We start from the raw sequence: 17,253 nt of genomic DNA, 5'->3' as shown, positions 1-17,253 counted from the left end.
GCCCGCCTTCAGCCGCCATTCAACGAGCGAGTCGCAATCTCCACGACGTTGGGTCAGGAGTGCTCGAAATGCGTGTTCACAAAGCAGGTTTGATGGCGAGTACGCTGGTTGCAGCGGTTCTCGCCGGTCCGGTGATGGCACAGGATCGCGACCGTGACGGGCCGCGCTCGCAGCGCGAGCGTGGGATGCAGGTCAATCGCGAGGCGCCGCGCGCACCCGAGGCAAGGCCGCCGCGGGTTGTTCAGCCGGAACGTGGCCAGGTCCGCCGGATCGAGACGCCGGAGCCCCGCCAATCGCGCGTGGAAGCGCCGCGACAGGCGGAGGCCGTGCAGCAGCGTATGAACGGTGTGATCGGCCGCGACAATCAGCGTTACGGCGACAACAATCGCGACAATAACCGCAATCCGGGTCGTGACTGGAACAACCGCGACCGGGACGGCCGCGACGGCGATCGCCGTGATTGGGACCGAAACCGCGACCGGAACGACAACCGAAACTGGGATCGCGACCGGAATCGGGATCGCGATAACGATTGGCGCGACCGGGACAAAGATCGGGACCGTGATCGCGATCGTTGGCGGGATAACGACCGTAACCGCGACAGGGATCGGGACCGCTGGCGCGACCACAATCGACGTCCTGTCGTGATCGTGCGCCCCAGCCCCAGCTACCGTTATCGTCCGTACTGGTGGGGTTCGAGCGCCTTCTACTTCGATAACCGCTACTACGGTCACTACGACTACGATTCCTGGTATCGCCCCGGCTACGGCTTTTACGGTTCGCAGTATGGCAGCGGTTGGGCGTTGCTCGATCCGTGGCTCCGGCAAGACCCGGCGGCGAAGCACTGGGTGATGTGGAACTTCGATCGCAACCGCAACGGCCAGCTTTCGAAGGACGAGGCACGGCGCGCCAACCGTGAGTTCGCCCGTCTGGCAGACCGCAATCGCGACGGCTACCTGAACGACGGAGAAATCCGCTTCGGCGTCGAGGAACTGCGCGACGAGTACCGGTACAGCTTCAACTATTAGGATAGGCGATCGAGACGACCTCAAGCTCCTGCACGCCCCCCGGCAGGCGGACGCTCCTCAGGTCTCCGATCGCCGCGCCCTTCAGCGCGGTGGCGAGCGGCGCGCGCCATGAAATGTGGCCGCGCGGCGTGTCCGTCTCATCCTCCCCCACGATCGTGATCGTGCGCTGCCGGTCGTCTTCGTCCGCGACGGTGACGGTGGCGCCAAAGAACACACGCGACTTGTCGGGCTGCTTTGCCGGATCGACGACACGGGCATTTTTCAGCCGCTTCGAAATACGGGTCAGCTCACGGTCGATCTCGCGCAGCCGCTTGCGGCCATAAAGGTAATCGCCGTTTTCCGAGCGGTCGCCATTCCCGGCCGCCCACGAGACGATTTCGACGATCTTGGGCCGCTCGACCTCGAAGAGCGCGCGGTGCGCCTCGACAAGCGCCTTCATGCCTGCGGGCGTGATGTAGTTGGGGATATCAGCCATTTTTCTAACGATCGTCTCAACCGGGCCGATTCTTGCCGATCCACGCCGAGAGTGTGTTGGTGGAGGGCTGGCCCGCGCGGGACGGATTGAGCCGGTCGTAGACCACCGCGTTTTCCAGCACGGCGCGCACGTAGCCGCGCGTTTCGGTGAACGGGATTTCCTCCACCCAGCGCACAGCATCGACGCTCGGCAGCCGGGGGTCGCCGTTCGCGGTGATCCACTTGCGCACATTGCCCGCCCCGGCGTTGTACGAGGCGACAGCGAGCATGTGGTTGCCGCCCCACTGGTCGACGAGGTTGAGGTAGTAGGTCGATCCGAGCTGGACGTTGTAGTTGGGGTCGCCGGTCAGCGCTTCGGGGCGATAGGTCGTGCCCATCTTGCCCGCCGTCTCGCGCGCCGTACCCGGCATCAGCTGCATCAGGCCGCGCGCACCGGCACGGCTGACGGCGGTGGGATCGAAGCGGCTTTCCTGGCGTGTGATCGCGTGGATCATCGTCCAGTTGCTTGTCAGTACGCCGCCGACGGGCAGCTGCGGATAGGCGAAACGCAGGATTGCGGGCGGCCCGTCCACCATTTCGCCGCGGCTCGCGATCAGCGCATAGTCGGCGCGGCCGAGCTGCTGCGCGAGTTCGCTGACGAGGAATTCGCGCGCTGAGGTCTTCGCGCCGTCTGCGAGCGTTTTCAGGAACAATGTCTGCTTCGCCCGGTCGCCGGCCATGCCGAGCAGGCGGGCAGCCTCGACGCGGTCGTCCGCTGCGAACGCCTGACGCTCGGGTGTCGGTACGGCGGGATCAGCGGTTGCGGGAATCGAAAGCGGCCGGTTCAGCCGTTCGGCGGCGAGCTGGCCATAGAAGGTGAGGGGGAAGCGCGCCGCGGTTTCGAGATTGCGGTTGGCGTCGATGGTGAGCCCGGCAGCTTCTGCGGCGCGCCCTGCCCAATAGTGCCCGCGTGAGCGCGTGCCCGCGAACGCAGCAGCCGCCGCGAAATTCTCGAAATGGCGGACGGCTTCGCGCGCGCGGTTCAGCTTGTGGAGCGCCGTCCACCCCGCCAGCCATTCGAGGCTGGTGAAGGTATCGCGCTCGGCCGCGCTGTAGCTGGTCAGCGCACGGTCGAAGGCGAAGCCACCGTGATTGTGGGCGATCTCGAAGGCAAGGCTGTTCTGGTTGTCGTTCACCGCGCCGCGTGCTGCCGCCAGTACCTCGGTCATCCAGGCGTTGCGGTCTCCCGCGCTACCAGGGGCGATTTCGGCGCGTGCAAGAAGCTGGCGCGCGGCAAGACTGTTGCCGCTGGCGCGCAGGAAGGCGCTGCGGTCGGCGATAAGGCCGGGGTCGTTTTCGAAACCGGTGCCGAGCTTGCCGATGGCGAGGTTGGCATCCACCGCCGCAGGTGCCGAGGCAGCGCCCTTCGCAGCCGCTGCCCGCTGTAGCGCAATGCGCGCTTCTGCAAGCGTGCGGTCGCTGCCCGACAGGAAGGCCAGCATCCGCGTTGCGGTGGAGAGATCGCGCAGCCAGAGCAGCCGATCCATGCGGAACACGTGATCGTCGCGGCTGAGGATGCCGCCGAACGCTGCGAGGAACTGGTTTTCAAGCGCGGGGCCGATGCCGCCCATGCGCCACGCCTGCTTCGCTTCGGTGTTGGCGGCGTTGGTCATACCCGCCGCCATCAGCGCTTCGGCGTGGCGGAAGCGGCCGATGCCTGAAAGCGGCGGCAACGCGCGGAAGAAGGAGAGCCGCGCTGCCATCGGCGTCGTGTCGCTGATCGTGCCCTCGGCGCGGCGGCGTAGGTCGTCGGCGCCCGGCCAGTCTGCATTGGCGCGCAGGAATTCGGAGAACTCCGAGAACGTGGCCGCGTATTCCGGACGCCGCAGCCGATCCCATATCAGCAGCTTCTGCGCGGTTGGCGAGCCGCTGACACCCATCGCGGAGACGGGGCGGAACTCGCGGCGGGCCTGCGCTTCCAGACCCGCCTTCAACGCATCCGCATCAACACGAGACTGGGCAACGGCGGGCGGCGCGACGAGCGTAGCCGCCGAAAGCAGGGCAAATCGCATAAGAACGCTGGTAATACTGGACACAGACTTTCCGAGCCTCCTATGACGCCACAAACAGGCCGACTGCGGCCGCTGCGTGAGCGGCGCGCGAGGAGGCAACGGGCGAGAGTAGCATGACAGCGAGATTTTACGGTTCCATTCCGGCACTTGTCACCCCGTTCCGCGACGGGTCGGTGGATTTTGCCACCTTCGAGGCGTTTGTGGACTGGCAGATCGCCGAAGGCAGCACCGGCCTCGTGCCTTGCGGCACCACCGGCGAATCGGCCACGATGACGATCGAAGAGCACAATGCCGTGATCGCCGCCTGCATCAAGGCGGCTGCCGGCCGGGTGCCAGTGATCGCGGGCTGCGGCTCCAACGACACGGCGTGCGCGGTCTCGCACGTCCGCCACGCCGAGAAGGCAGGGGCGGATGCGGCGCTCGTCGTCAGCCCCTACTACAACAAGCCCAATCAGGAGGGGCTCTACCGCCACTTCAAGGCGGTCGCCGAGGCGACCGGTCTGCCGATCATCCTCTACAACATCCCCGGACGCAGCATCGTGGACATTACGCCCGCAACGATGAAGCGGCTTTCGGAGATTCCGAACATCGTCGGCGTGAAGGATGCGACCGGTGTGCTTCAGCGCATTTCGGAACAGCGGCTTTCCTGCGGCAACGACTTCATTCAGCTTTCGGGCAACGACGATATGACGCTCGGCATCATGGCGTCGGGTGCGCACGGCTGCATCTCTGTGACGGCGAACGTTGCTCCGCGTCTGTGTGCCGAGTTCCAGACCGCCTGCCGCGAAAAGCGCTGGGACGATGCGCTCGCGTTTCAGGACCGGCTCTATCCTCTGCACGCCGGCCTCTTCTCCGACGCAAGCCCTGGCCCAGCGAAATATGCGCTTTCGAAGCTCGGCAAGCTGCGTGAAGAGCTGCGTCTGCCGATGGTCCCAGCCGGAGAGGCCTCACGGCGCATTGTGGATGCTGCGATGGCCCATGCCGGGATCGCTTGATGGTGCGCCCGCAACGGGCAGGCAGTTTCAGCAAGGTCAAGACCGTCGCTGAAAACCGCAAGGCCCGCTACGAATATGCGATAGAAGACGTCTTCGAGGCCGGTATCGCGCTTACCGGCACCGAGGTGAAGTCGCTGCGCTTCGGCGAGGGCACGATCGCGGAGTCCTACGCCGAAGTGAACGGCGAGGAAGTGTGGCTGATCAATGCCAACATTCCCGAATTCAGCCACGGCAACCGCTTCAACCACGAGCCGCGCCGGCCCCGCAAGCTGCTGCTGCACAGCCGTGAAATCGCCAAGCTGCACGGTGCCGTCGCCCGGCAAGGGATGACATTGGTGCCCCTCTCCATATATTTCAACGAACGGGGTCGTGCGAAGGTCGAACTGGCGCTCGCCAAAGGCAAGAAGCTGCACGACAAGCGGGCGACAGAGCGCGACCGGGACTGGAAGCGCGATCAGGCGCGCATCCTCAGGGATCGCGGTTAGGGTTTTCGATGCGGCTCATAAAGTGGCTGAAAGATAAGCGCCCCTCGCGAGAGGCGATGGTGGAAAACCGCTGGATGCGGCCTTTTGCCAATACCATCGGCAATCCAGTCATCTGGCACTTCAACCGCAAGTCGGTGGCGCGCGGCGTGGCGCTCGGCATGTTCTTCGGGCTCTCGATTCCCTTTGCGCAGGCACCCGCCGCGGCGCTGTTCGCCGTGCCGTGCCGTGCGAACCTGCCGGTTGCGGCCTTTGTCACCTTCATCTCGAACCCGCTGACGACGCCCTTCATCTATCTCGGCGCCTACGAGATCGGGCGCTGGATGCTGCGGATTCAGGACGGCGGCCTCGCCAACATGAATGCCGATCACTGGTTCGAGGAATTGAGCGTGGTGCTCACCAATGCGCCGCTGCCCACCGCGATCGGCCTGTTCACGATCGCCACGCTCGGCGCGGTGATCGGCTACCTCGGCATTCATGCTATATGGCGGCTGTGGATTCATCAGCGAATGGAAGCGCGGCGGAAGCGGGATGCGCGGCGGACGGGAGACGGCGATGGACGGGTTCCGGGAAAAGCTGGTTGAAACCAAGAAGGCGTGGGCGCGCGCCGGACGCCTGCTGACGGGCAAGACCGCCGAACACGGCATCGATCGCCTGCCGCCGGGGCAACGCCTTGTGGAAAACTGGCCGGTGCTCGATCTCGGCATCCAGCCCGATGTGTCGAAAGCCGACTGGCAGCTTGTGATCGACGGCGCTGTCGAAAATCCCGTGACATGGGACTGGGGCTCCTTTCTCGCGCAGCCGCAGAGCGAGGACGTCTCCGACATCCACTGCGTCACGCAGTGGTCTCGGTACGACAACCGCTGGAACGGCGTATCGACGCGCCACATCGCCGATGTCGTGAAGCCGCTCGGCGAAGTGAAGCACGTGCTCTTCACCAGCTACGACGGCTACACGACGAACGTCGAGTACGCGCATTTCCTCGAAGAGGACTGCCTCGTCGCGCATACGCATGACGGTGCGCCGATCAGCCGCGAACACGGCGGCCCAGCGCGGCTCGTGATCCCGCGCTACTACTTCTGGAAAAGCCCCAAATGGCTGAAGCGCATCAGCTTCACGGCCGAAGACAAGCCAGGTTTCTGGGAAGTGCGCGGCTACCACAATGTCGGCGATCCGTGGCTGGAGCAGCGCTACAGCTGACCGGCATCAGGCTGAATAGTGTTGACCTTTTTAGGCCGACCCTGCTCGAACGGCTCGGCAGTTTGACGTTCGTATAGCAGAATCGGCAGTTCATCGAATCCATGCAGCGCGCGTGCGCGCGAGCCTCTTAAGGCTTGGGGCATGATCATCCGTTTCGGGGACTATCCATCATGAAACTGACTTTTGCGACGGCCGCCGCCACGGCGGCCCTGCTGGCGTGCGCGCCGGCGTTTGCCGCTGACAAACCGGAAATCGGCAGCTGGGGCTTCGACGAGGCGGGCATGGACCGCAGCATTCCGGCAGGCGACGACTTCATCGGCTTTGCGGGTGGTGCCTACCTGCGCAACCTGGAGATTCCCGCCGACCGTTCGAACTACGGCATGTTCACCAAGCTCCGCGATCTCAGCCAGGAGCGGACGCGCACCATCATCGAAGGCGCGGCCGTCAGCCACGCCGGCAAGGGCTCGGTGGGCCAGAAGGTCGGTGATTATTACGCCAGCTTCCTCGATGAGGCGGCGATCGAAGCCAAGGGGATTACGCCGGTGAAGGCGGAGCTGGATGCGGTCGCCGGTATTGGTTCGAAGGCTGCGTTCGCGGCGGCGCTCGGCGAAGCGCTACGCAGCTACGGCCCATCGCCGTTCCTTTACTACATCAACCAGGATGAGAAGGCGCCCGACCGCTACGTGCCGGTCTTCTATCAGGGCGGCATCGGGTTGCCGGACCGCGACTACTACCTTGTCGATAATCCGAACTACGCAGAGGCGCGCGACAAGTACAAGGCGCACATCGCGCGGATGTTCGTGCTTTCCGGCGTTTCGGCGGGCGAAGCGGCGAAGAAGGCCGCCGCAATCTACGACCTCGAACACAAGTTCGCGGAAGTGCACTGGACTGTCGTCGACAGCCGCGATTCCAACAAGGCCTACAACAAGTGGTCGAAGGTCGATTTTGCCGCGAAGGCGCCGGGCTTCGATTGGAACGCCTTCTTCGCCGCGGCAGGTCTCGGCAGCCAGAGCCAATTCATTGTCAGCCAGCCGAGCAGCTTTGCGGGCATGGCGAAGATCATGGGTGAGGCCGACATGGCTACGCTACGCGACTGGCTTGCCTTCAAGACCCTGAAGGATGCAGCGCCCCTGCTGCCCAAGGCGTTTGTGGACGAGAACTTTGCGTTCGAGGGCACGGCGCTGTCGGGCACGCCCGAAATCCAGCCGCGCTGGAAGCGGGGCGTCGATTCTGTGAACAGCGCGCTTGGCGAGGCGGTGGGAGAGCTCTACGTCGCCAGATACTTCACGCCGGAAGCGAAGGCGCAGGCCGACACACTCGTCCGCAACCTCATCGCCGCGATGGATGCGCGCATTGCAAACCTCGCGTGGATGACGCCCGAGACGAAGGTGAAGGCCCGCGCCAAGCTTGCCGCGTTCAAGCCGAAGATCGGCTACCCCGTGAAGTGGATCGATTATTCGGCGCTCAAAATCGAACCCGGCGACGCCTTCGGCAATGCGAAACGCGCGGCAGCGTTCGAGTACGACCGCAACCTCGCCAAGCTCGGGAAACCCATCGACCACGACGAGTGGTTCATGACGCCGCAGACGGTGAACGCTTACGCGAACCCCACGATGAACGAGGTCGTGTTCCCGGCCGCCATCCTGCAGCCGCCGTTCTTCGACCCGAACGCCGACCCGGCGGTCAACTATGGTGCGATCGGTGCAGTGATCGGCCACGAGATCACGCACCATTTCGATGATCAGGGTCGCAAGTACGATCCCACCGGCAAGCTCGCCGACTGGTGGTCGCCCGAGGACGTGAAGCGCTTCAAGGTCTACACCGATCAGGTGGTGGCACAGTACGGCGCCTACGAGCCGCTTCCCGGCGCACACATCAACGGCGAACTGACGCTCGGCGAGAATATCGCCGACATCGCAGGCCTCACCGTCGCCTACGACGCCTACAAGGCGTCGCTCGGCGGCAAGCCTGCGCCGGTGCTGGACGGCTTCACCGGCGACCAGCGCTTCTTCCTCGGCTACTCGCAGATCTGGCGGCAAAAGTACCGCGACGCCCAGCTCCAGCAACAACTCGCGGCGGACCCGCATACGCCCGGCAACTGGCGGCCGACCGCCGTGCGCAACCTTGATGCCTGGTATCCGGCCTTTGGCGCAAAGCCGGGCCAGAAGCTGTACCTGCCCGAAGATCAGCGCATTCGCATCTGGTAAACCTTGACGCGCGGGAGCCGTCCCGTCATGGACGGCTCCCGGCGTCGGGGAGTAGCGCAGCCTGGTAGCGCATCTGCTTTGGGAGCAGAGGGTCGCAGGTTCGAATCCTGTCTCCCCGACCATTTTCGATTTCGGATGATTTTATGGGCTGCGGCCTCTCATCCCTTTTTCCCTTTTATCCATGCTGTTTTCAATTATTGAAAATATAGGCGGTGGGAGAGAAGTGGAATGAAGTCTACGCTGATGTGCCGGTTCGTCGGTGCGGTGATTTTCTTTTTTTATGCTATCCCCGCGCAGGCCGATCGGTTCGATCCTGTCCGCATCGCCATTCGGGAACAGCTTGTCGAGAATGGCGTACCCTCGGTTGCCGTTGCAGTAATGCAAGATGGGAAGATCGTATGGGAGGAGGGCTTCGGCTGGGCTGATCGCGAGAGGCAGATAGCGGCGGATGCAAATACGATGTATTCGCTCGCTTCGATTTCGAAGCCTATCACGACCACTGGGCTGATGACGCTCGTGCAGAACGGCAAGATCGATCTGGACCGCCCCGCAAACGATTATCTCGGCAACGTGGGGTTGACGGCGCGTGTCGGTGATGAACGGGCCGCGACTGTACGGCGCGTCGCAGGGCATACGGCCGGCCTGCCGCTGCATTACCAGTTCTTCTACGCGGATGAAGCGGTGGCCCGGCCGCCGATGGGCGAAACCATCCAGCGCTATGCAAATCTCGTGAGCGCGCCGGGGGACCGATACCAGTACTCCAACCTTGGCTTCGGGATCCTTGACCATATCATCAGCCGTGTTTCGGGAAGCAGCTATGCGGATTTCATGCGCCGGGAAGTGTTCCTGCCGCTCGGGCTGACCCGCACGACAATCGATATCGGGGCGGGGCTCGAGCCATATACGGCGACGCGTTACGACCGGAACGGACAACCGATCCCGTTTTATACGTTTGACCACCCCGGCGGCTCGGCTGTCTTTTCGAGCGCGCACGATCTTGTCCGTTTCGCGGGGTTCCACCTCAAGAACCGTCTGCCGGGACAAAAGCCGATCCTCAGCACGGCGATGATCGATGACATGCACCGTCCGATCGATCCCCAGGCCGACCGTGAGGAAGGGAGCGGCTATGGCATCGGCTTTAACGTGCGGACAAAGGATGGCTGCCGCGTCGTGTCGCATACGGGCGGCATGGCGGGTGTCGCCACGATCATGCAGCTTTTCCCCGACCGCAATGTTGCCATTGTGGTTCTCACCAACTCCAGCAGCGCTGCGCCGCGGATCATCGCCGACAAGATTGCCGCGATCATGCTGCCGGGCTGGAAACCTTCGCCTGCGCCCGTAGAGCCCAAGACGCCGCCGTTTTCGCCAACGCCCGATCTGGCGGGAACATGGAAAGGCACGCTCTCGACGCCCGAAACGGAAATGCCGATCGAGCTCGTCTTTCAGAGTGACGGCCTGATCCGTGCGACGTTCGGCAACCAGTTGCCGACGCTTGTATCCAAGGCACGGTTCGAGAGAGATTTTTTCGAGGGCGACCTCAGTGCGCGTATCCCGAATCCCGATGTCGGTCGCTACAGCTACTTCGTCCATCTCGCACTCAAGCTGGACGGCGCGACGCTGCGCGGCAGCGCAACCGCGATCGGGGATGCCGATAACGCCCGTGTTCGTAATGCCCTCGCTCATTGGCTGTCGCTTACAAAGCAGCCGTGAGCGCGGCGCGCCGATTCACGATTTTCTTGCGCACCTCCGCCTGATATCAGCGCTGTTGGTCAGGTTCGGAAATATGACGGGCGAGCACTGCTTCCCGTGTGGTGTTATGGGAAGCGTATGACCGAAACCTTTTCCGCGGCGGGACCACCGCGTGTCCAGTTGGCGCTGCCGCCAACGCTGGAAACAACGCTCCGTTCAAGCCTCGATGTAGCCGGCGTTGGCCACGTGCGGATCGAGGTCTCCGCGCTCTTCGCTGCGCCGCTGGCGAAGCTGCCACTGATCATTGCCGTGGAAGCCGGACTTGTCGCCGGGACGGGGCGGCCAATGGCGGACATCGGAGTTCTGTCCAAAACTGCACCAGTTATAGTCATTCTGGACGACGATGCGTTGGACGACGCGATATCCGTTATGGATATTGAAGGTGTCGAACTGGCCGTATGGCCGCTGGAGGCCGAGGACATCTTGAGCATTCTTGAACGCATCGACATCGGGCAGGGCTATGCGGCGGGTGTTCGCGAGACGGGACGCGACGCTTTCGTGCAGATCGGTATGCTGAGCGATGAGGTGAGCCGCATCGCCGATCAGCTCGCGCGCCTCGCCAGCATGAAGGAAGGGCCGTTGCTGCCGGCGGTCGCAACAGACCGCAGCGCCGCCGAGACCGCACGGAGCCTTCGGGAGATCATCCGCAAGCGGCAGGTGCGCAAGCAGTTCTTTCCGGCCGAACTCTTCGCCGATCCGGCGTGGGATATCATGCTCGACCTTGCCGCCGCCCGGCTGGAAGGCAAGCAGGTGAGCGTGTCCAGCCTGTGCATCGCCGCCGATGTGCCGACAACGACGGCGCTCCGCTGGATCAAGGGCATGACCGACGCCGGGATGCTGGCGCGGCGCAGCGACCCCGGGGACGGACGCCGGAGCTTCATCGACCTTTCCGACGAAGCGGCGGAGGCGATGGAGCGCTACATCACGCTCGTCGACGGCGGCGCGATCTGAGGTTCGCCGAAGCTAGAAGGGCAGCAGGCTCTTCTTCTTGGAAAAGCGCAGGTAGCCGGCATTGACGCCGAGCCGCCAGCCGACGCCGAGCTTGATCGGCACGATCACCACGTCGCCGCGCTGCACATATTGGGCGGAGAGGCCGCCGATGATGTAGGCCTTACCCTCTGCTGCCGGATACGCGCGGAACAGCTCCTCGGTATCGTAGAGCTTGTAGATGAGAATGAAGGTCTTGCTGCCGTCGGCGCCGACGTCGAAGCCCACGGAGGGGCCGCGCCAGTAGATCGGCTGCTCGCCTTCGACCTTGTGGTAGAGTTTGCCCTCTCCATAGCGGACGCCGACGCCGATGGCGCCACCGCCCTCGCGGCCGGCGATATAGGCGTTGGGCTGGCCGAGATCCTTGAAGACCGTTTCGATCATGCGCGCGAGGCCTTCGGCGCCGCGCCCGAAGACGTTCTCGGCAGCGGTGAGCACCTCGCTCTGGCTGAACACGGGCTGCAGGTCGCCGTCACCGACGACGCCGGGCGCGGCATTGGTGGCAGGCGCGGCAGGAACGCCGCTTTGCGCCGAGGGGGGCGGAGGCGGCGGGGATGCGGGCGTTTGAGCCGCGGGTGCGGTCGACGGCGGCACTTCGGCCGACATCGTGCCATACGCGGCTTCGCTCCCGGGCACCGGTGCCAGATCGGCATTGGCATCCTGCGCGCGCGCCGTCGCCGCGAGGAGCATCATCGAGAACACTGCCAATCCGGCCCTACCCATGCGAAACATCAACCTGCATCTCCCGCTTCATTGTCGGTTTCGGACAGACCATGCGACGGGGAGTCCCCGAAATCAATGGCGCCTGCCGCAGCGTTACTTGAAAGCCGCACGGCTGAACCCCGCTTGAACCGCAGATACTTAGAATGCGTCACACCCTTGTCACCCGGCGCATGGCATGTTGAAATATGGACTAAATGAGTCCGACTCGGCAGCGGACGGCCATACTGGGGAGAGAAACGTGACGTTGCAGGATGATATTGCACGCGTTTCGGTACGCACCATGAGCGACATTCGACCCGCTTCGGAAGCGCTGCGCGACATGGTGGAGCGCAACGCGCCGACCTTCCGGATCGCCATCACCGACAATATCTGCTCGAAGCGGCCCATGGTGGACGACGAGGGGAACACGCTCTCTTCGGAAGTCTTCGGCTTCGTGAGCGACGAGGAGCGGCAGTGGAGCGAACATCGCGTCGCGCTCAGCTCTCCTTTGCTTCGGGCCTGCCGCTATGAAAGCGAGCCGTTCTGGGCGAACGAGGAGGGCTTCCGTACACAGCAGCCGAACCCGTACCTTGACGGCATCGACCTTTCGAACTTCGACAAGCGCGCGATGTGCCACGCCGCCGTGGTGATCCCGGTGCACCTGCCGTTCGGCCAGATCGGCGTTGCGGTGATCGGATCTGCGCGGAATCAGAGCGACCTTTCAGAGGTTTACGAGAATTTCGCCGACGAATGGGGCGTGTGGGTCCACCGCTTCCTCGCGGGCTACGTGAAGCTGATGCGCACGCGCAAGTGGCTGCCGATGGACTGCCAGCTCACCAAGCGCGAGGTCGAGTGCCTGCGCTGGGCAGCGGTCGGCAAGACCGACAAGGAAATCAGCCTGATCCTCGCGCGGAGCCACGCCACCGTGCGCTTCCACATCCAGAACGCGGGCGAGAAGCTGGACGCGGTGAACCGCAGCCAGACGATCTTCAAGGCCGCGCAATTGGGCTATCTAGGTTTGGCAGCTTAGCTCCACCCACCTCCGCGAAGTAGACGAAGTGGAGGCCAAGACGGAAAATTCGGTGCGCGTCGGCGCCGATTGACGGCCGATACGCTTCAAAGAGCAATCGGCACTCTCTTCACAGGATTTCCTATTTGGGAAGAGGGCCGAAGCCGCCGCCGCCGGGGGTTTCGATTTCGACGGCATCGCCGGCCTGAACCTCCGCGCGTGCCGTGGCGGCGAGCGGCTCGATCGCTCCATTCGTGCGGATGACCCGGCCTGCGCCGGGTTTCGCGTCCCCGCCGCCCGACAGGCCGAAGGGCGCGACGCGGCGGCGGTTGGCGAGAAGGCTGACGGTCATCGGTTCGAGGAATTTTAGACGGCGGATGACGCCGTCGCCACCCTTGTGACGGCCTGTGCCGCCGGAGCCGGTGCGGACTGCGAAATTTTCGACGCGGATCGGGAAACGAAGCTCGAGCACTTCGGGGTCGGTGAGGCGGCTGTTGGTCATATGGGTCTGCACGGCATCGGCACCGTCGAAGTTTGGGCCTGCGCCCGCGCCGCCCGCGATCGTTTCGTAATACTGGTGGCGGGCGTTGCCGAAGGTGAGGTTGTTCATCGTGCCCTGCGCGGCGGCCATGACGCCGAGCGCGCCGTAAAGCGCATCACAGATCACCTGACTGGTTTCCACGTTGCCCGCGACCACGGCGGCGCCCGCCGCGGGATTGAGCATCGTGGCTTCGGGGACGATGAGCGTGATGGGGCGCAGGCAGCCTTCGTTCATCGGGATCTCGTCGTCCACCAGCGTGCGGAACACGTAGAGCACGGCGGCGCGGCAGACCGACAAAGGCGCGTTGAAATTGTCGGGAAGCTGGCCGCTGGTGCCGGTGAAATCGACCGTGGCGGAACGGCTTTCGGGATTGACGGTGACGCGCACCTCTACCGCTGCGCCATTATCCATTTCGTAGCGGAAGTGTCCGTCCGACAGCGCGCCGATCGCCTGCCGTACGGCGGCCTCGGCATTGTCCTGCACGTGACGCGTGTAGGCTTCGACCGTATCGAGACTGAATTCGGCGATCATGGCGCGGAGTGCGTCTCCGCCGCGCGTGCAGGCGGCGACCTGCGCTTTCAGATCGGCAATGTTCTGGGCAGGATTTCGCGCCGGATAGGGGCCGGACGCGAGTGTTTTTTGCGTCTCGGTTTCGCAAAATGCACCGACCGAGACGAGCAACTGGCTGTCGAAGAGGACGCCTTCCTCGTCGAGCGTCTTCGAGTCCGGCGGCATCGAGCCGGGGGTAAGGCCGCCGATGTCGGCCTGATGGCCGCGCGCTGCCGTGTAGAACAGGATGTCGCCGCCATCGGCGCGGGCGAACACGGGGGCGACGACGGTGACGTCCGGCAGGTGCGTGCCGCCGTTCATCGGGTTGTTGAGCGCGAAGGCATCTCCGGGGCGCATTCGCCCGCCGTGCGCGCGGATGACGGCGCGCACGCTGTCGCCCATCGATCCGAGGTGGACGGGCATGTGCGGCGCGTTGGCGATGAGGCCGCCTTCGAGATCGAAGAGCGCGCAGGAGAAATCGAGCCGCTCCTTGATGTTCACCGAATGCGCCGTGGTCTGAAGCGCGATGCCCATTTCCTCGGCGATGGCCATGAAACGGTTGTTGAATATCTCCACCATCACCGGATCGGCATCGGTGCCGAGCGCGCGCTGTGCGGGCAGGGGAACGACACGGTGGAGGATGAGGTCGCCGCCGGGTGAAACTTCGCCGCGCCAGCCCGCATCGATCACGGTGGTTGCGCCGTCTTCAAGGATGACGGCGGGGCCGTTTATCGCCTCGCCGGGCACGAGCGTGCCGCGTGCGAGGACAGCAGCTTCGGTGGGCGCGCCGTCCACGATCATCGTGCAGGTGGAGGCGTCCTGCGCCGTGCTTTCCACGCGAATGGGCGGGGCAGGCCAGTGGCCGACCGCTTCCACGCTCACCGCCTCGATCACCAGCGCGCCGCCGGGCATAACATAGCCGAAGCGGGCGCGGTGCTCCGTTTCGAAAGCCGCGCGCATGGCGTCAGGCGCGGCGAGGGGGAGGGTGAGGCCGCTATCGGCCCCGGCATAGCGAAGCTCTGCACGGCGGGAGACGGACACGCCCGCGAGGTCGTCCGCCTGTGCGGCGAGCGCGGCGCGGGCATCGGCTTCGAGCGTGTCGGCGAGGGCTTCGGCGGAGGCGATGCCGCTATCCAGCGGCGCGCCGAGCGTGCGTTCGCGCAGGGCGGTGAGATCGGCGAGGCCCATGCCGAGTGCCGAGAGCAGCCCGGCGAGCGGATGCACATAGACCTCTGCGATGCCGAGCGCGTCCGCGACCTTGCAGGCGTGCTGCCCGCCCGCGCCGCCGAAGCTGGAAAGCGTGCAGGTGGTGACGTTGTGGCCGCGCTGGATCGAGATCTGGCGCACGGCCTTCGCCATGTCGTCGACCGCGATGGCGATGAAGCCTTCCGCGAGCGCCGCGCCGGTGATGGGGCGGCCGGTGGCGGCGGAAACCTCGGCGGCGAGGGCGTCCACGTGGCGGACGACGGCGTCGCGGTCGAGCGGCTGGTCGCCGCCGGGGCCGAAGATCGCCGGGAAGTGCGCGGGCTGGATGCGACCGAGATAGATGTTGCAATCGGTGATGGAGAGCGGCCCGCCGCGCCGATAGCTCATCGGGCCGGGGTTGGCGCCCGCTGATTCCGGGCCGACGCGCAGGCGTGTGCCATCGAAGCGGCAGATCGATCCGCCGCCGGCAGCAACCGTGTGGATCGCGAGCATCGGCGCGCGGATGCGCGTGCCCGCCACGACCGTCTCGTGCGTCCGTTCGAAGCTTCCCGTGTAGAGCGAAACGTCCGTGGAGGTGCCGCCCATGTCGAAGCCGACAATGCGGTTTATGCCTGCCGCCGCTGCCGTCTTCGCCATGCCGACAATGCCGCCCGCCGGACCGGAGAGGATGGCGTTCGCGCCGGTGAAAGCGCCTTCGCCCGCGAGGCCGCCGCTCGATTGCATGAACATCAGGCGTGTTGCGGGATCGAGCTTTTCCGTCACCTGTCGCACGTAGCGGCGGAGTGCGGGGGAGAGGTAAGCGTCGGCCACCGTGGTGTCGCCGCGACCGACGAGCTTGATGAGCGGGGCGATCTCGTGACTGACGGAAATCTGGGTGAAACCAGCGGCTTCGGCAAGATTTCTCAGGCGGCGTTCATGGTCGGGGTAGCGGTAGCCATGCATCAGCGCGATGGCGACGGCGTTGATGCCGCGCGCGCGGGCTGCGGCGAAACCTGCAGCTACTTGCGCCCCGTCGAGCGTGTGGACGACTTCGCCGTCCGCACCCACGCGCTCGTCGATCTCCAGCACCTCGGCATAGAGCGGCGACGGCTTCGTGATGGCGCGGGTGAACAGCTTCGGGCGGGCCTGATAGCCGATGGTGAGCGCATCCGCGAAGCCGCGCGTGATCGCGAGGAGAGTCGGCTCACCCTTGCGTTCGAGGAGCGCGTTGGTGGCGACGGTGGTGCCCATCTTCACCGACGCGACGCGCGCGTCCGGCGCATGGCCGAGCAGGCGGGTGATGCCCGCGATGGCGGCGTCCGCGTACTGCTCCGGGTTTTCGGAAAGCAGCTTGGCGGTTTTCAGTGTGCCGTCAGGCGCGAGCGCGACGATATCGGTGAACGTGCCGCCGCGATCGATCCAGAATTGCCAGCCCTGCTGCTCCATGCAGGCTGGTTACAGGATGCCGCCGCCAAGCCAAAGCCGAACCGATGCAAGGATCAGCACGAAGATGTTGAGATTGCGGCCCGCGTTGCTGTCCGACAACGTACCGATGCCGGCGCCGAGCGCCGCGATGGGCAGCGCCAACCAGTTGACGAGGCCGATGAGCGGGAACAGGCCGATGATGCCGACAACGAGCGCGACAAGGCCGATGAGGACGGAGATGAGGTTCAGCATTCGGGTTCCAGTGTGTCGTTCGACTATGACACCAATTTAGGTTGGCTTCGCGTCTTGGCAAGATGCGTCCCGCAATGATCGACCCGATGGACCTTCGCGAGCTTTTGCTTGCCCACGCCCGCGCACGGGAGAGCGTGACCTATGCCGGGGCGCTGGGGGCGTTCGGCTACAGCTTCTCGCGGCCGAAGATGCGGGCTCTGTGCACGATCCTCGGCGACGTGGACGCCCATGCGCGCGGGCGCGGCGAGCCGGAAATGGCGGTGCTCGTCGTCCGCCAGTCCGACGGGCTGCCGGGGCAGGGCTGGTGGGTGGCGGGCGGCGCGAAGGGGTACAAGGGCGTGTGGGAAGGCCCGGACGCGCGGCGGCACGTCACGAAACTGCAGAAGCGCGTGTTCGACTATTGGGCGAAGCGGTAGC

The 17,253-nt window shown here is 64.9% G+C and carries 15 protein-coding genes and 1 tRNA gene; 11 read left to right on the top strand and 5 right to left on the bottom strand.

Features of this window, described 5'->3' with window-relative positions:
- Positions 1-68: 68 nt before the first annotated feature.
- Positions 69-1,028 carry a hypothetical protein gene (locus ACE3TJ_RS03330; RefSeq protein ID WP_374593823.1) on the top strand — a complete coding sequence of 320 codons (960 nt, stop codon included), beginning with the start codon at positions 69-71 and terminating at the stop codon, positions 1,026-1,028.
- On the opposite strand, the gene greB is transcribed toward ACE3TJ_RS03330, so the two are convergent.
- Positions 1,018-1,503, bottom strand: coding sequence for a transcription elongation factor GreB (gene greB, locus ACE3TJ_RS03325; protein WP_374593820.1), 486 nt, complete (start codon positions 1,501-1,503; stop codon positions 1,018-1,020). The genes ACE3TJ_RS03330 and greB overlap by 11 nt on opposite strands.
- 16 nt (positions 1,504-1,519) lie before the next feature.
- The gene (locus ACE3TJ_RS03320; RefSeq protein WP_374593818.1) at positions 1,520-3,577 is read right to left on the bottom strand and encodes a lytic transglycosylase domain-containing protein; all 2,058 of its coding nucleotides are present in this window, start codon (positions 3,575-3,577) and stop codon (positions 1,520-1,522) included.
- A gap of 89 nt (positions 3,578-3,666) precedes the next feature.
- Here ACE3TJ_RS03320 and dapA point away from each other — a divergent pair, with 89 nt between their 5' ends.
- The 8 genes from dapA to ACE3TJ_RS03280 all read left to right on the top strand — a co-directional run bounded on the left by dapA (position 3,667) and on the right by ACE3TJ_RS03280 (position 11,137).
- Positions 3,667-4,548 carry a 4-hydroxy-tetrahydrodipicolinate synthase gene (dapA, locus tag ACE3TJ_RS03315; RefSeq protein ID WP_374593816.1) on the top strand — a complete coding sequence of 294 codons (882 nt, stop codon included), beginning with the start codon at positions 3,667-3,669 and terminating at the stop codon, positions 4,546-4,548.
- Positions 4,548-5,033, top strand: a complete 486-nt coding sequence (gene smpB / locus ACE3TJ_RS03310; RefSeq protein ID WP_293778240.1) for an SsrA-binding protein SmpB — start codon at positions 4,548-4,550, stop codon at positions 5,031-5,033. Before dapA ends, smpB begins: the two co-directional genes overlap by 1 nt.
- An 8-nt stretch (positions 5,034-5,041) precedes the next feature.
- Entirely contained in the window at positions 5,042-5,614 is a 573-nt protein-coding gene (locus tag ACE3TJ_RS03305; protein WP_374593813.1) for a DUF2062 domain-containing protein, read from the top strand.
- Positions 5,586-6,230: a sulfite oxidase-like oxidoreductase gene (locus ACE3TJ_RS03300; RefSeq protein WP_374593811.1), complete on the top strand. Its 645-nt coding sequence runs from the start codon at positions 5,586-5,588 to the stop codon at positions 6,228-6,230. Before ACE3TJ_RS03305 ends, ACE3TJ_RS03300 begins: the two co-directional genes overlap by 29 nt.
- 170 nt (positions 6,231-6,400) lie before the next feature.
- Positions 6,401-8,437, top strand: coding sequence for a M13 family metallopeptidase (locus ACE3TJ_RS03295; protein WP_374593809.1), 2,037 nt, complete (start codon positions 6,401-6,403; stop codon positions 8,435-8,437).
- Positions 8,438-8,482: 45 nt separating this feature from the next.
- Positions 8,483-8,559: transfer RNA gene (locus ACE3TJ_RS03290), tRNA-Pro, on the top strand.
- Between the two features lie 106 nt (positions 8,560-8,665).
- Positions 8,666-10,147, top strand: coding sequence for a serine hydrolase domain-containing protein (locus tag ACE3TJ_RS03285; protein WP_374593807.1), 1,482 nt, complete (start codon positions 8,666-8,668; stop codon positions 10,145-10,147).
- A gap of 117 nt (positions 10,148-10,264) precedes the next feature.
- The gene (locus tag ACE3TJ_RS03280) at positions 10,265-11,137 is read left to right on the top strand and encodes a MarR family transcriptional regulator (RefSeq protein WP_374593805.1); all 873 of its coding nucleotides are present in this window, start codon (positions 10,265-10,267) and stop codon (positions 11,135-11,137) included.
- Between the two features lie 12 nt (positions 11,138-11,149).
- On the opposite strand, the gene ACE3TJ_RS03275 is transcribed toward ACE3TJ_RS03280, so the two are convergent.
- Positions 11,150-11,905 (bottom strand): DUF1134 domain-containing protein, encoded by a 756-nt coding sequence (locus ACE3TJ_RS03275; protein ID WP_374593803.1) that lies wholly within the window; start codon positions 11,903-11,905, stop codon positions 11,150-11,152.
- A gap of 229 nt (positions 11,906-12,134) precedes the next feature.
- Here ACE3TJ_RS03275 and ACE3TJ_RS03270 point away from each other — a divergent pair, with 229 nt between their 5' ends.
- Positions 12,135-12,905, top strand: coding sequence for a LuxR C-terminal-related transcriptional regulator (locus ACE3TJ_RS03270; protein WP_374593801.1), 771 nt, complete (start codon positions 12,135-12,137; stop codon positions 12,903-12,905).
- Between the two features lie 121 nt (positions 12,906-13,026).
- Here ACE3TJ_RS03270 and ACE3TJ_RS03265 read toward each other — a convergent pair whose 3' ends face one another.
- Positions 13,027-16,605, bottom strand: coding sequence for a hydantoinase B/oxoprolinase family protein (locus tag ACE3TJ_RS03265; RefSeq protein ID WP_374593799.1), 3,579 nt, complete (start codon positions 16,603-16,605; stop codon positions 13,027-13,029).
- 9 nt (positions 16,606-16,614) lie between these two features.
- A complete protein-coding gene (locus ACE3TJ_RS03260; protein WP_374593797.1) occupies positions 16,615-16,836 on the bottom strand; it encodes a hypothetical protein in 222 nt (73 codons plus the stop codon).
- Positions 16,837-16,910: 74 nt separating this feature from the next.
- Here ACE3TJ_RS03260 and ACE3TJ_RS03255 point away from each other — a divergent pair, with 74 nt between their 5' ends.
- Positions 16,911-17,252, top strand: coding sequence for a ribose-phosphate pyrophosphokinase (locus ACE3TJ_RS03255; protein ID WP_374593795.1), 342 nt, complete (start codon positions 16,911-16,913; stop codon positions 17,250-17,252).
- The last annotated feature ends 1 nt before the right edge of the window (position 17,253 follow it).

The organism is Sphingosinicella sp. (assembly GCF_041916975.1).
GTDB lineage: Bacteria > Pseudomonadota > Alphaproteobacteria > Sphingomonadales > Sphingomonadaceae > Sphingosinicella.
The sequence above is the reverse complement of the archived record's forward strand: the minus strand, read 5'-3'. Positions and strand labels throughout refer to the sequence as shown.